This is a genomic window from Rhizobium rhododendri (assembly GCF_007000325.2).
GTDB lineage: Bacteria > Pseudomonadota > Alphaproteobacteria > Rhizobiales > Rhizobiaceae > Rhizobium > Rhizobium rhododendri.
Map to the genome: position 1 here is coordinate 3,560,267 of NZ_CP117267.1, position 12,739 is coordinate 3,573,005.

13 protein-coding genes are annotated in these 12,739 nt (G+C 60.3%); 2 read left to right on the top strand and 11 right to left on the bottom strand.

Features of this window, described 5'->3' with window-relative positions; genetic code table 11:
- Positions 1-63 precede the first annotated feature (63 nt).
- The 4 genes from PR018_RS17205 to PR018_RS17220 form a co-directional block, all read right to left on the bottom strand.
- The gene (locus PR018_RS17205) at positions 64-426 is read right to left on the bottom strand and encodes a septal ring lytic transglycosylase RlpA family protein (protein WP_142823718.1); all 363 of its coding nucleotides are present in this window, start codon (positions 424-426) and stop codon (positions 64-66) included.
- Between the two features lie 491 nt (positions 427-917).
- Entirely contained in the window at positions 918-1,790 is an 873-nt protein-coding gene (locus PR018_RS17210) for an SDR family oxidoreductase (RefSeq protein WP_142823719.1), read from the bottom strand.
- Positions 1,778-2,962: a tRNA epoxyqueuosine(34) reductase QueG gene (gene queG / locus PR018_RS17215; RefSeq protein ID WP_142823720.1), complete on the bottom strand. Its 1,185-nt coding sequence runs from the start codon at positions 2,960-2,962 to the stop codon at positions 1,778-1,780. Before queG ends, PR018_RS17210 begins: the two co-directional genes overlap by 13 nt.
- Positions 2,963-2,973: 11 nt before the next feature.
- Positions 2,974-3,666, bottom strand: coding sequence for a glutathione S-transferase family protein (locus PR018_RS17220; protein ID WP_111216170.1), 693 nt, complete (start codon positions 3,664-3,666; stop codon positions 2,974-2,976).
- Between the two features lie 276 nt (positions 3,667-3,942).
- On the opposite strand from PR018_RS17220, the gene PR018_RS17225 reads away from it, so the two are divergent.
- Positions 3,943-4,740 carry an undecaprenyl-diphosphate phosphatase gene (locus PR018_RS17225; RefSeq protein WP_111216172.1) on the top strand — a complete coding sequence of 266 codons (798 nt, stop codon included), beginning with the start codon at positions 3,943-3,945 and terminating at the stop codon, positions 4,738-4,740.
- Positions 4,741-4,862: 122 nt separating this feature from the next.
- Here the strand turns inward: PR018_RS17225 and PR018_RS17230 are convergent, their stop codons facing one another.
- Together PR018_RS17230 and PR018_RS17235 are read right to left on the bottom strand one after the other, a co-directional pair.
- Positions 4,863-5,030 (bottom strand): hypothetical protein, encoded by a 168-nt coding sequence (locus PR018_RS17230; protein WP_162854759.1) that lies wholly within the window; start codon positions 5,028-5,030, stop codon positions 4,863-4,865.
- A gap of 280 nt (positions 5,031-5,310) precedes the next feature.
- Complete coding sequence (locus PR018_RS17235; RefSeq protein ID WP_142823721.1) at positions 5,311-6,291, bottom strand: complex I NDUFA9 subunit family protein; 981 nt, start codon at positions 6,289-6,291, stop codon at positions 5,311-5,313.
- 20 nt (positions 6,292-6,311) lie between these two features.
- Here PR018_RS17235 and PR018_RS17240 point away from each other — a divergent pair, with 20 nt between their 5' ends.
- Positions 6,312-6,524, top strand: coding sequence for a hypothetical protein (locus PR018_RS17240; protein ID WP_142823722.1), 213 nt, complete (start codon positions 6,312-6,314; stop codon positions 6,522-6,524).
- Here PR018_RS17240 and apnL read toward each other — a convergent pair.
- From apnL to PR018_RS17265, 5 genes are read right to left on the bottom strand one after another with little or no spacing between them, the layout of a single operon-like run.
- A complete protein-coding gene (apnL, locus tag PR018_RS17245) occupies positions 6,521-8,380 on the bottom strand; it encodes a D-apionate lactonase (protein ID WP_142829087.1) in 1,860 nt (619 codons plus the stop codon). The genes PR018_RS17240 and apnL overlap by 4 nt on opposite strands.
- Positions 8,377-9,411, bottom strand: coding sequence for a Gfo/Idh/MocA family protein (locus PR018_RS17250; RefSeq protein ID WP_142823724.1), 1,035 nt, complete (start codon positions 9,409-9,411; stop codon positions 8,377-8,379). The genes apnL and PR018_RS17250 overlap by 4 nt, the downstream gene beginning before the upstream one ends.
- Before the next feature lie 3 nt (positions 9,412-9,414).
- Complete coding sequence (locus tag PR018_RS17255) at positions 9,415-10,482, bottom strand: ABC transporter permease (RefSeq protein WP_142823725.1); 1,068 nt, start codon at positions 10,480-10,482, stop codon at positions 9,415-9,417.
- Positions 10,479-12,023, bottom strand: a complete 1,545-nt coding sequence (locus PR018_RS17260) for a sugar ABC transporter ATP-binding protein (RefSeq protein ID WP_142823726.1) — start codon at positions 12,021-12,023, stop codon at positions 10,479-10,481. Before PR018_RS17260 ends, PR018_RS17255 begins: the two co-directional genes overlap by 4 nt.
- 1 nt (position 12,024) lies before the next feature.
- On the bottom strand, positions 12,025-12,672 hold the full coding sequence (locus PR018_RS17265; RefSeq protein ID WP_142823727.1) for a DUF2291 family protein: 648 nt from the start codon (positions 12,670-12,672) through the stop codon (positions 12,025-12,027).
- Positions 12,673-12,739: the final 67 nt, after the last annotated feature.

The following is a 12,739-nucleotide window of genomic DNA, read 5'->3' on the forward strand; positions in this document are numbered from 1 at the left end:
TGTCTCAAGCGGCTAGGTAGCCGCGATTTACGCGGAGAGCAAGCTTTGGAGCAGACACGTGGCTCAGGTGACGACCGAATAGCAGATGCTGGCGGTGCCTGAAGCAACCATGCCGATGTCCTGTGCGGCAGCGCGGGAGAGGTCGAGGACACGTCCGCGGATGAATGGACCGCGATCGTTGACGCGGACGACAACCGTCTTGCCGTTGTTCTTGTTGGTAACGCGGATACGGGTCCCGAAGGCCAGCGAGCGATGGGCAGCGGTCAGCGTCGAAGCATTCATGCGTTCGCCGGAAGCGGTCTTGGAATGTGCTGCATACCAGGATGCGCCTCCACAGCCCGTTGCTGCCGATGCTGTAATAGGATTGATAACAACGCAAGCTGATATAGTTGCGGTGATCGCTAGAATGCGGGAGATAATATTCAAAACAGATTTACCCTCGACGTTGTTGAGCGCCGTGCTTGAACGACGAGGGGCTTAAATCCGGCGAAAAATGGCGAAAAAGTGCTGCAATCGATCACGGAGTATTACAGTCTGTAATATTCGTTGTGAAGCCGATAAAAGAAGATGTAAATCAAATTGTCTGTTTTTTGGAAAAAAATGAATGGAATCAGCGAGAAATCAGATGATTATTCTGCCGGCTCAGGCGCGGGCGGGGAGATCACGATATTTCTGAAATTTCTTTTGCGCGAGCGTCATATTCGTTGCCTTAGTTGCGCAAATTTAGAGGCCGTTAACCTTTGCTGTCAGCACTTTTCATCCAGAAAAGCTTCTAAGTAGGAAAATTCAACCCTTTGATCGCATGCGATCCATGAATTTTCCAGCGATGTCGCGTGCGTTGCGCTTGAGAGAAAATGCGGGTCTCTTCAATCATGACGCGAAAGAATTCATTCGCTCGCCCATGGGCGAACGCGATTTCAGCCGCGCCAGCGACCGGATGACCAGAGTTCGGCAAGCGATGCGCGGTACTCGGGATGGCTGAAGTGGAAGCCCAGCGCCTTCAGCCGGCTATTCGATACACGCTTGTTCTCCCCATAGAAGGATCTCGCCATGGGGGATAGTTCGGCCGTCTCGAACGGTGTTTCCGGCGGCGGGGCAATGCCCATGAGCTTTGCCGCTTCCGCCACGATGTCCTGCGGTGGGGCGGGTTCGTCGTCGGTGACATTGAAGATGCCGCCAATGCCGCGATCTGCGAGGAAACGGCTGGCGGCGCCGATGTCTTCAACGCGAATGCGATTGAATACCTGGCCCGGTTTCACGAGCCTGCGTGCTGTACCCTTTTCGAGATTACAGAATGCGTTGCGGCCCGGACCATAGATACCGGAGAGCCGCAGCACGGCTGTCGGCACCCCGAGTTTGTCGCCGATGGACATCCATCCGTCCTCTGCGGCCACCCGCTCGACGGATCGGCCGGACACGGGCCTTATCGATGTATCCTCGTCGATCCATGCACCCTTGTGGTCACCATAGACGCCGACGGTCGAAAGGTAGCCGATCCATTGCAGCTCGGGCATCAGCGTCGCGATGCGCTCGCCCGCCAGCCGGATCAGTGGATCCCCCGCCTGCCCGGGCGCAATCGACTGCACGAGGTGGGTCGTCTTCCTCATTTCGTCGAGAAGGCGCGGTTCCAGCTTTTCGCCGTCGAACACCAGGCCCGAAATGCCTTGCCGTTCAAGGACCAAGCGCTTTTCCTCGGCGCGCGTCGTACCGACGACGGTGTTTTGCGGGCCCGAAAAGCTTTTGGCGATGGCTGTGCCGGAATAGCCGCAGCCGAAAATCATTGTGTGCATGACATCATCCTTGCAGCGCGCCACTCCTCGCGCACCTCTTCGTCGAGATCGTCCGGCCTTTCTGCCGCAAATAGCGCAAACTCGCCAGCCGTCATCAGTCGACCCAGGGCCCAGGCCGCCATGCCGCGCACGATGGGCGCGCTGTCGTCGGCAAGCCGCCGGCATGGCTCGATCAATGTCCCGTCGCGCGAATTGCCGGCAGCGATCAGAACGTTACGCGTAAACCTGTCGCGGCCGATGCGCTTGATGGGCGAGCCGCTGAAAAAGCTGCGGAAGCTTGCGTCGTCAAGGCCGAGCAGGAAGGCGATCGACGGCTCCCGCAGATCCTCCCGTGCCACCAGCTTCATCTCGGAGGCACTTGCTGCAAACTTGTTCCAGGGGCAGGCGGCAAGGCAATCGTCGCAGCCGTAGATGCGGTTGCCGATGAGCGGCCGCAGTTGTCTGTCGATCAGCCCCTTGTGCTCGATCGTTAGGTAGGAAATGCAGCGGCGCGCATCGAGTTGGTAGGGAGCTGGAAAGGCATCGGTGGGGCAAGCCGTAAGACAGGCGGTGCAGGAACCGCAATGATCGCTCTCCGGCTCGTCGCTGCCAAGGTCTGCCGTGGTGAACATCGACCCTAGAAACAGCCAGGAGCCATGCGTACGACTGACAAGGTTGGTGTGTTTTCCCTGCCAGCCCAGCCCGGCTGCTGCCGCCAGCGGCTTTTCCATGACCGGTGCGGTGTCGACGAAGACCTTGACGTCTTCCTTCGAGCGCGCCGCGAAACGGGTGGCAATCTCCTTCAGCCGCCCCTTGATGACATCGTGATAATCGCGGTTGCGGGCATAGACCGAAATCGCAGCCTTGTCCGGCTTGCCAAGGATGCCGCGTGGATCTTCGTCCGGCCCGTAGTTCAGCCCGAATACGACTACCGAGCGTACGTCTGACCAGAGGGCAGCCGGACTTGCCCGACGCTCCCGTGTCTCCGCCATCCAGTCCATCGTTCCGTGAAAACCCTCGTCGAGGTAGATGCCGAGCCGCGGGCCGGCCTCCTGAATGGAGTGCGGACCGGTAATCCGACAGAGATCGAAGCCCAGTCGCAGGGCTTCCTCCTGGAGGAATGTCTTCAGGCTCCGGCTTCGGGCCGCCGCCTTGTCGGGCCTTGTCGGCGGATTTTCGGTCGCCTCAGGCATGGCGCGCCCCGTTAGAAGTCCAGGTCGGTATAATGGGAGACCGGTGAAAGGCCGCGGACGCGCTCGGTGAGCAGGGGCCTGAAGGAAGGCCGCGATTTCAGGCGCTGGTACCAGTCCTTGACGATCGGCACCTCGGCCCAGGCGATCTCGCCCATGTAATCGAGCACGGAGATCGAAGACGCGGCCGCCAGGTCGGCGTAGCTCATCCGCTCGCCGGCCAGCCATTGGCGCGAACCGGCAAGCCAGGTCACGTATTTCAGATGCTGGCGAATATTGGCGCGGGCGGTGCGCATCATCTTCGAATCGGGAGCGCCGCCGCCCTGGGCAGCCGTCATCTGCAGTTTGTAGACCCGTTCGCGCGCGAGAGGCCGTGTGACGTCCTGCTCCATCTTCAGGAGGAACCATTCCGTCAGCCGGCGGATCTCGGCGCGCTGGAAAGGATCTTCGGCAAGCAGGCGCCGATCGCGTTTCAGCACACCATGCGTCTCGTCGAGATATTCCGAAATGACGGTAGCGCCGCACAATGCCCGCATGCTGTCGTCGACATAGACAGGCAGTGTCCCGGCCGGGTTGAGCGCCAGGAAATCATGACGCTTTTCCCAGGTCTGTTCTTCGATCAGATCGGCGTGGAACCCGTATTCCGACAGGATCAGTCGTACGAAGCGAGACGCGGATGACATGGAATGATGATAGAGAGTCGGCATGTAAACTCTGAACTATGGGATTGATGAAGGGCTTGGGCGTGGCTTGTCGTGTGGCTGCCCTAGTCATGACTTGTTTGTTGCAGCTATAGAAGTTTGGTCCCGGCAACACAAGCCAATCGGACCACCCGCCCTTTGACATAGGACACAAGATGGCTGAAGAAACTATCAAGGGCCGATAGGCGGCCCTATCGACAGCGCATCATATCGATAAAAACGGACCCCGTTTTTGCCCCCGCCCACCCCTCCAATCGAGCGAATCCCAACTGGAGACTATTCATGGACTACATCAATGCTGCGCTTCTTGGCATTATAGAGGGTATCACCGAGTTTCTGCCGATCTCGAGCACCGGCCACCTGATCATCGCCGAGCAATGGCTCGGCGCCCGGTCGGAACTTTTCAATATCGTCATCCAGGCTGGCGCCATTCTCGCCGTGACCTTCATCTACTGGCGCCGGTTGATGGATCTGGTGCTCGGCTGGCGGGATCCACGCAACCGATCCTATGCCGCCAAGCTGATCGTCGCGTTCCTGATCACTGCGGTGCTCGGGCTGATCGTCAAGAAGTTAGGCTTCGAATTGCCTGAAACAGTTACGCCAATCGCCTGGGCGCTGATCGTCGGCGGCATCTGGATGATCTTTGCCGAGTGGGCTGCAGCCCGTCGGCCACAATACAAGAGCATCACCTGGTATGTGGCGATCCTCGTCGGCATCGCCCAGATCGTCGCTGGCATCTTTCCCGGCACGTCGCGCTCGGGTGCAACGATCTTCGTTGCCATGCTCGCCGGTACCGGCAATCGTGCCGCCGCGACCGAATTCGCCTTCCTGGTCGGTATTCCGACGATGTATGCGGCCAGTGGCTATGAGTTGCTGAAGACATTCAAGGACGGCGGAGCGGCAGGCGAGGACTGGGGCGCTCTGGCGATTGCCTTCATCGTCTCGACGGTCGTTGCCTTCGTCGCCGTCAAGTGGTTGCTCTCCTATATCCAGAGCAACCGGTTCACGGTGTTTGCCGTGTATCGCATCATTCTCGGCGCGATCCTGCTCGGTCTGGTGGCAGGTGGCATCGTTCGCTGATCAAAGACTTCCAGCATTCGCGCCTGATGGCGCGGATGCGATAGGGCGATTGCTTTGATTTAGCTATTTCCGGGGGGTAGAAGTCAGGAAGCCGGTGGTCATGCGCCGGCTTCTTTTCGTTGTCAGTGGGCGATCGATGCGGAATCGATGGAGCCGGTGCTGCATGGATCGACGCCATAAGCAGGCGAGCACTCGCCCTTGAGTGCGGCAACACTGTTTGGTGCCATGAATGAACCGGCAACGATAACCAGAGCCGCACAGACGAAGAGAAGTGCGATTGACTTGCCCATCTAAAAATACCTTTCCGCAATGAATAGTGCGCGTTGAGACCCTTGGGGACGTCGTCCGTCGCGCGGTTTTGTTAATCAGTGGAATGGAAATTAGCAATAAAGGTTCCTGCTGAATTTCCCGTTAATTCGAGTATTCCGGCGCTGCGTCTTTTGGGCAACGCTGCGCGGTGGACAACCGCTCGAAAAGCCCGAAAGAGGCCGTTTTCCGGCCACAAACTAAAGACGCCGTCTGCGAAATCGCAAACGGCGTCGAGGGCATTTAAAATTTATTTTATGAACCTCAGGCCGCTTTGCCGGTTCCGGAGAATTGCCCGTGAGGGCGAAAGCGCACCAGATAGGAGGGGAGCACCGAGGTCAGCATGGTCGGGCGGATGCCCATTGCAGCCAATGTCCGGCCTTCAGCCTCTGCCTCCGGCGACACGATATTGTCGACCTTCAGCAGCGTCACCTGGTCTGGTGTAATCGGTGGCGTGATCAACGGTATCATCGAGGCGACGCTGCCGATCATCGAGGCGACGCCGAACGGGATCGACACCAGCGGCCGCTTGCGGTTGACGACCTTGAGGATAGTCTCGAGACATTCGCGGAAGCTCAGCACTTCGGGGCCGCCCAGCTCGTAGATCGTACCCGGTGTCAGCTTGCCATCGACCGCGCGGCCTACGGCCTCGGCAACATCCTCGACATAGACCGGCTGAAACTTCGTCTTACCGCCGCCGATAAGGGGCAGGGCAGGCGCCAGGCGCGACATATCGGCAAACTTGTTGAAGAAGCCGTCCTCCGGTCCGAAGACGATAGACGGCCGAAGAATGATTGAATCCGGCACGATCGACAGCACTGCGGCATCCGCCTTGCCCTTGGTACGGCCATAAGAAGAGGCTGAACCGCCGTTGGCTCCGATCGCCGAGATATGGGTAAGCTTGGCACCGACTGCGCGGGTGGCCTCGGCAATCGCCCGGCCGCCGAATTCCTGCACGGCGTCGAACGTATTCCGACCGCTCTCCGACAGGATGCCTACGCAGTTGACGACGAACTGCGCGCCTTCGACGGCGCGGTCGACAGAGTCGCGATAGCGCAGGTTGGCCTGTACGGCAGAAATTTGTCCGACATTGCCGGCAGTCAGCAGGAAGCCTGCAAGATCTGGACGCCTGACGGCGACACGGATGCGATAACCGCGTTTCGCCAACACCCGCACGACATGCCGCCCGACGAAACCGGACCCTCCGAACACGGTGACAAGCGGCGGCAGGTTGGACAGTGTCATGGCAAATTCCTCGAAAGGCTATGGTGCTGATCGCAAAGGTCTTAGCCGAATCGCCACGCGAGGTGAAGGGCCTGCCGTGCCATCAGCGCTGCTGTTTTCTACCCGATGTCGACGGCAAGGCACTCGACAAGGCTTGGTCACGCACGGGTGAGGCGCGAGAGGCTTCAGGTCGCCGTGAGCGCCAGCCATTCAGCGCCCGTATGCGGCCGCCACCGACACCGATCTTTGCCTAACCCGGCGATCCGACCGTGCTTATTCCAAAAGGCGGCAACTCTACGTTTCCGGTACCCGTTTCGACCGTCTGGACATAGGGCGTGAGATTTGCGATCCACAACAGCCTTTTGCCATCTGGAGCACTGACTTCAAGCCCCATGAGCTTGTCCGGTGCGCTTGAAATGCATTGGATCCAGCGACCGCCGAAGAGCGCCGCCAGGCCATGGACGACCCTGTGCAGCGGTCGCATGCCGCCTTCGGCAACAGGTTCGCCCCGGCCGGCGATCAGCCCGAATGGACCTGTCAGCGCCGAAAGGGTCAGGCACTCGAGCCCGGCTTCCACCACACGCGCCGCATAGCCAAGCGCGAAAGCCGCAGCAAAATCGGCATTGTGGCGCGGGTCGCTGTTGGCCATCGCCATCCGCGCGCCAGATGGATTATCCATCGTCCGGCTCCCATAGGGGTTCTGGCGCATGGGAATCGTAGAAGGGCCGATACGGTATGGTTTATTCCCATAGATCGCCCGGACCGACCGGGTGATGAAGGGCAGCGCTTCGAGCGTCTGCATGACGCTGAGATCGTCTGCGGCATGAACGATTGGATTGGTGCAATGCGTGATAAAGTCGAGTTGTTCGGCCGGTACCCGCTTGCGGTTGAGCTCTGTGAAATAGCTGAGCATGCCTCCGCCAAGACGGACTCCGGGAAACGCGGCGCGGGCAGCGCTGTAAACCGTCTCCAGCGGCGGGCAATCCGGCCACGGGCTTCCCGGAGGCGTCGACTGCCGGTCGATGGAGGGCGAGACGACGACGGCGTCTGGCGAAAAGCCGGCATCGCGCATCCATCCCGCAATCTCTGACAGCTCGTCTGACACGGCCGCACGGCAAGGAACCGCGATCTCCAGCGTAGTCCGGCCGTGGTGCAGGTTGATAATGTCGGCAAAGTCTGCAAACGCGCTTCTGCCGTGACCTGCCAGCGGATCGAAGTGGAACAGCAACTCCTGCGCGCCGACAGCATTGAGTTGCATGCCCGCCCCGAGCGTCGCAGCCGCTTCCTCGGGCGTCACGACCAGTCCGACGGCAGGCATTTTCCCGGACGCAGGGCCGGAAATCAGCCGGATGACTGCATCTGGTGATACGCTTTTTAACGGAGCCGTTTTTCTGAGATCCGTGATGGTCAGCACGACGCGCTGATGCACCGTCTCGCCGGCTGCGATCCGGTAGGGCCATGGCAGCGCAAGCGGCCGCACATAGGTCTTGTACGAGGCGTCCGACCAGTTGCGCTGGTCTTCCATCTCGAATGTGTCGCCTTCCATCCGGCATTCGGCGGTCACATCTGGCATCACCTCATGGCTGATGGCGCGCATTTCCAGGAAGGGTTGCCAGGGCTCGATGAGGTCGGGAAAGGTCGACGTCTCCATGCTGCCGTCGACATGGGTGACAGTCACCGGTCGACCGGCAAGGCCGACAATGGGATGGAGAATGCAGAAGCCGCAGCGGCAGGTCTCGAAGCCGCTCTTCGAGACAGCCTCGGCATCAAATCGTAGCTGTCCGCCGGCATCGGCTGAGATGGTCACGAGAATGCGGAGGTCGGCATCATCAGGACCATCGCATGTGGCTAAGTAGCTGACCGCAAAACCGTCCGTTTGCTGATCGATGACGAGGTTCTCGATACGGGGACCGTAGGTCCTCCAGTCGCGGTCGCGCACCAGGAAGGCGACGCCCCTGAGCACTTCTACGCCGTCGTAGCGGACTGTGCGAAGATTGCCGCCGGCCAGATCCACCGTCAGACGCCCGGCCAATAGGCGAACGGGCGGGGCATCACTCCGGTCAGTGCCGTAGAGGGCAAAGGCATCATCCTGCCTCCTGTCGCCGGTCATTTCAGCATCGCTCCGACATCGACGGTCCTGCCGGTGGCGGCGCTCTCATAGGCAGCTTCGACGAGCGCGAAAGTCTTCAGATTGTCGGCTCCCGAGGTCGAGGTCTCGCCGCCTGTCGCCAGTTGCTCGACCCAGTGCTGTTGGATGGCCAGCACGCTTTCCTGGATATTGTGCCAGGGCCGCGATGCCCAGGAGAGCAGGTTCGGCGAGACATCGCTGACCTCTGTGCCATCGGCGCCGGTGACTTCGAGCCGGTAGCCCTGCAAAAGCCTGAGAGAACCCGCGCTGCCGTCTATCTCGACCAGCGTTTCCGGGAACGGCTCGACTGACTGCTTCGTCGCATAGCTGACGTCGACGATCGAGGTAACGCCGCTTTCGTGGTCGAGCAGCATAGTGGCGACATCCTCCCCCCTGATCGCGGGATTGACGCGCTGCGTGCGCGCCGTCATCGCCTTGACGTCTCCCAGCAGGAAGCGGGCAATATCGAGCGTGTGGATGCCGAGATCCTCGATAATGAAACGCTCGCCTTCTGCCAGGTAGGGCTGCCCGGAAAAGACGTCATAGCCGGATCGAAACGAAAGTCGTCCCCAGAACGGCATGCCGATCACGCCCGAATCGAGCACCTTGCGCACCGCTTGGATAGGTGTCTGCCAGCGAAAGTTCTCGTGCACCATTAGCGGGACGCCGGCCCGTCCGCAGGCTGCGACCATAGCCTTGGCATCGTCGAGTGTTTTAGAAAACGGCTTCTGGCAGATCGCCGGCACCTTATGGCTTGCCGCCATCTCCACCAGCGCCCGGTGGCTGGACACGGTAGTGGCGATATCGACGAAATCGAAACCACCATCGGCAAACAGTGCCGCCGCATCACTATAGCGCCGCGAAATGCCAAACTGGTCACCGACAACTCGGAGCCGCTCCGGATCCCGGTCGCAGATGGCTACGATCCTAGCCCCCGCCACATCACCCCAGGCATGCATCTGGTTCACCGCAAAGAAGCCGCAACCGATCAGGGCACCGCGCAATTCCGTCATCTCTCAGCCCGCCTTTGCCATCTGCATCAGGGTCACCCGCTGCTGCAATTTCCGCTGTGCCTGGTCGACGACCACGGCGATGATAATCACCAGGCCCTTGATGACCATCTGCCAGAAGGACGAAACGCCCATCATCACCAGGCCGTCTGAAAGGATACCGATGACAAAGGCACCGACAATGGTGCCGCCAATCGTGCCCCGTCCGCCCGACATCGACGTCCCGCCCAGAACCGCCGCCGCAATCGCATTCAACTCGAAGCTCTCGCCGGTCGCCGGATGCGCCGCCATTAGCTCTGACGATATGACGATGCCGACGATAGCGGCGCAGAGGCCGGAAAACATGTAAACGAAGATCTTGACGAGATCGACCCGCACACCGGACATCCGGGCGGCGCGCTCGTTGCCGCCGACTGCAAAGATGTGGCGGCCGATGGGTGTCGAGCGGGCGACGTAGGCGGCAGCCAGTGCCAGAAAGATCAGGATCCAGATGGAGACGGGCAAGTCGAGAATGCGGCCGGCACCGAAAAAGTCGAAGCCGGTTGTCGCGTATTCAGGCCGGCCCGAGAGGTTTGGAAACGTCTGTCCATCCGACGACAGCAGCGCCAGGCCGCGGGCGACATAGAGAGTGCCGAGCGTGGCGATGAATGGCGCGACGTTCAGCTTGGTGATCAGCAATCCGTTGATCAGGCCGATTGCAATGCCGACGGCAAGCGTGATCAGCACGATCTCGAACAGGTTGAAATAGACGGTGTAGCCCATCGGCAGGTCGACGCCGTTGAGGATCAGCGCGCCCGCTACCATCCCGCAGAGCCCGACGATCGAGCCGACCGACAGGTCGATGCCACCGGTGATGATGACGAACGTCATCCCCATCGCCAGGAAGGCGTTGAGGGCCACATGCTTCGACATCAGGATCATGTTGGCGGTGGAGGTGAAATTCGGGGCCGCGAAGGCAAAGAAGATCAACACGGCAAACAGCGCGATGAAGGTGCGCAGTTTCATGATTGTCAGCAGAGCCGAGCCGCTCGAGCGCTTGACAGCCGGTGTAGAAGAGGAGGTGTCCGCTGTCATGATGCGAGTTCCCTTGTATGTCCGTGTCCCTTGGCCGAAGCGGCGATGATGGCCTCTTCCGTTGCGTCGTTACGATTGAAGATTGCCACCAGCTTGCCGTTGCTGAGCACTGCGATGCGGTCGGAAAGCGCCATGACCTCTTCGAGGTCGGAGGTCGAAAACAGGATGGCCAGCCCTTCGCCAGCCAGCCGCCGCATGGTGCGGAAGACGTCCGCCTTGGCGCCGACATCGATGCCGCGGCTGGGCTCGTCCATCAGCAGCACTTTCGGGTTCGTCATCAGCGCCTTGCCGATCACCACCTTCTGCTGGTTCCCGCCTGACATCGAGGTCACCTCGAAATCCGGATTGGGTGCCTTTATCGAAAGCTCCCGGATGCTTTCGCGGATCGCCTGCTTCTCTGCACTGGCATTGATATGGAAGAATTTTGAGAAACGCCCGAGGCTTGCCAGTGTCAGGTTGCTGGCTATCGACAGTATCTGGACCAGGCCCTCGCGCTGCCGGTCCTCCGGGATCAGCGCCAGTCCGCGCCGGATACGTCGCGTGGTGTCGCGCTCGCGCACTTCGTTGCCATCAATATGGATCCTGCCGGTCGATTGCGGGTGGCGCCCCATGATGCATTCGAAGAACTCGCTGCGGCCGGCCCCCATCAGCCCGTAGATGCCAAGAATTTCGCCGGCCTGGACGCTGAGCGAAACATTGTCGACGGCAAGTCCGCCGGTGGCGCGTGGCATGGTGATGCCATCGGCGCGAAACATCTCCTTGCCCATCGCGTGGCCATCGGCTTTGGCAAAGTCCTTTGCGTCCGAACCGATCATCGACCGGACGATCCATTTGGTGTCGATGTCCTTCACCATCGCCTGGCCGGTAATCTGGCCGTCGCGCAGCACGGTGATGTAATCGCCGATGCGCATCAGTTCTTCCAGCCGATGAGAGATATAGACGATGGCCACGCCCTCTGCCTTCAGTTCGGCGATGACCTTGAACAGGATATCGACTTCAGCCGCAGACAGCGCCGAGGTTGGCTCATCCATGATCAGGATGCGGGCATTGAGCGAGATCGCCTTGGCGATTTCCACCAGTTGCTGCTGGCCGATCGGCAGGTCCTCGACCATCGTTTCCGCATCGATCCCGGCATCCAGCTTCTTGAGGTACTGGTTGGCCTTGGCGACCTGCGCCTTGTGGTCGATGCCGAAGATGCCGCGGGTGATCTCGCGCGTGGCAAAGATGTTCTCGGCGACCGTGAGGTTGGCAAAAAGATTGAGTTCCTGGAAGATCATCCCGATGCCGTTCGCCTGGGCATCGGCCGGACTGTCGAAATGGATCGCCTTGCCGTCCAGGATGATGCGGCCGATGGTCGGCTTCTCGACGCCGGCGATGATCTTCATCAGCGTCGATTTGCCGGCGCCGTTCTCTCCAACCAGCACATTAACCGCGCCGCGCCTGAGTTCCAGATTGGCGCGCTTGACGGCAACGATGCCGGAATAGACCTTCGTCACATCGTCAAGCCGCAGGATGATATCGTCCGGGGTGAGCGCTTCCATGCTATTGGCCGATAGCAAGTGTTGCGGGTGTCACCAGCGGTAGCTGGCCAGATGTCGGCAGCGGGAAGGCGCCGGTGACCTTCACGGTCTTGCCGGGTAGAGCATCGCGCGGCAGCGCCGAGAGAACGGTAGCATTGACCTTTTCATTGAACGACTTGCCGAACTGCGCCCATTCGATCTGGTTCTTGAACTCGTTGAAATTAACGATGTCGAGACTGTCGCGCAGCGCGGTGCCGCGGATGGCCGGGCCGATCTGCACCTTGATATCCGCCTTGCCGTCGCCATCGATGTCGACATCGATCGTGGCTGCCCGAGATGTGGTTTCGGCCGCGCTGATCTTGCCTTCGAACTTGACCACGTAGGTCCAGGGCGCATTGCCTTCCTTCTCGCGGTGACCGAACTTGGCACCGGCGTCGTCCGGGTTGGCGGCAATAAGTGTCATCACCTGCCTGAAGTCGCCGGCTCGCTTTTCGATGGAGGGCAGGGCCTTGCTCTGCCAGATCGCCTCGACCCTGTCGCCAGGATTGAAGTCGGTCTTCGCAGCTTCGGCAGCTTTTTCAGCGGCTGTCTGCGTCTTGACGATCTTGCAGCCCGGCAAGGCTGCCGCAGCCAGCATCGCCATCAGCAACGCGCCCTTGATCCTCACCATTGGCATGCACTCCGCCCGTATCAAATACCGTCTATCGAGGTGACGGAGAGCGGATCTTGTCGCTCTC

Coding starts and splice junctions, on each gene's coding strand:
- PR018_RS17240 (WP_142823722.1), top strand. CDS start 6,312: ATGGTGCTGATCGCAAAGGTCTTAGCCGAATCGCCACGCGAGGTGAAG.
- PR018_RS17210 (WP_142823719.1), bottom strand. CDS start 1,790: ATGCACACAATGATTTTCGGCTGCGGCTATTCCGGCACAGCCATCGCC.
- PR018_RS17260 (WP_142823726.1), bottom strand. CDS start 12,023: ATGGAAGCGCTCACCCCGGACGATATCATCCTGCGGCTTGACGATGTG.
- PR018_RS17225 (WP_111216172.1), top strand. CDS start 3,943: ATGGACTACATCAATGCTGCGCTTCTTGGCATTATAGAGGGTATCACC.
- queG (WP_142823720.1), bottom strand. CDS start 2,962: ATGCCTGAGGCGACCGAAAATCCGCCGACAAGGCCCGACAAGGCGGCG.
- PR018_RS17230 (WP_162854759.1), bottom strand. CDS start 5,030: ATGGGCAAGTCAATCGCACTTCTCTTCGTCTGTGCGGCTCTGGTTATC.
- PR018_RS17235 (WP_142823721.1), bottom strand. CDS start 6,291: ATGACACTGTCCAACCTGCCGCCGCTTGTCACCGTGTTCGGAGGGTCC.
- apnL (WP_142829087.1), bottom strand. CDS start 8,380: ATGACCGGCGACAGGAGGCAGGATGATGCCTTTGCCCTCTACGGCACT.
- PR018_RS17250 (WP_142823724.1), bottom strand. CDS start 9,411: ATGACGGAATTGCGCGGTGCCCTGATCGGTTGCGGCTTCTTTGCGGTG.
- PR018_RS17255 (WP_142823725.1), bottom strand. CDS start 10,482: ATGACAGCGGACACCTCCTCTTCTACACCGGCTGTCAAGCGCTCGAGC.
- PR018_RS17265 (WP_142823727.1), bottom strand. CDS start 12,672: ATGGTGAGGATCAAGGGCGCGTTGCTGATGGCGATGCTGGCTGCGGCA.
- PR018_RS17220 (WP_111216170.1), bottom strand. CDS start 3,666: ATGCCGACTCTCTATCATCATTCCATGTCATCCGCGTCTCGCTTCGTA.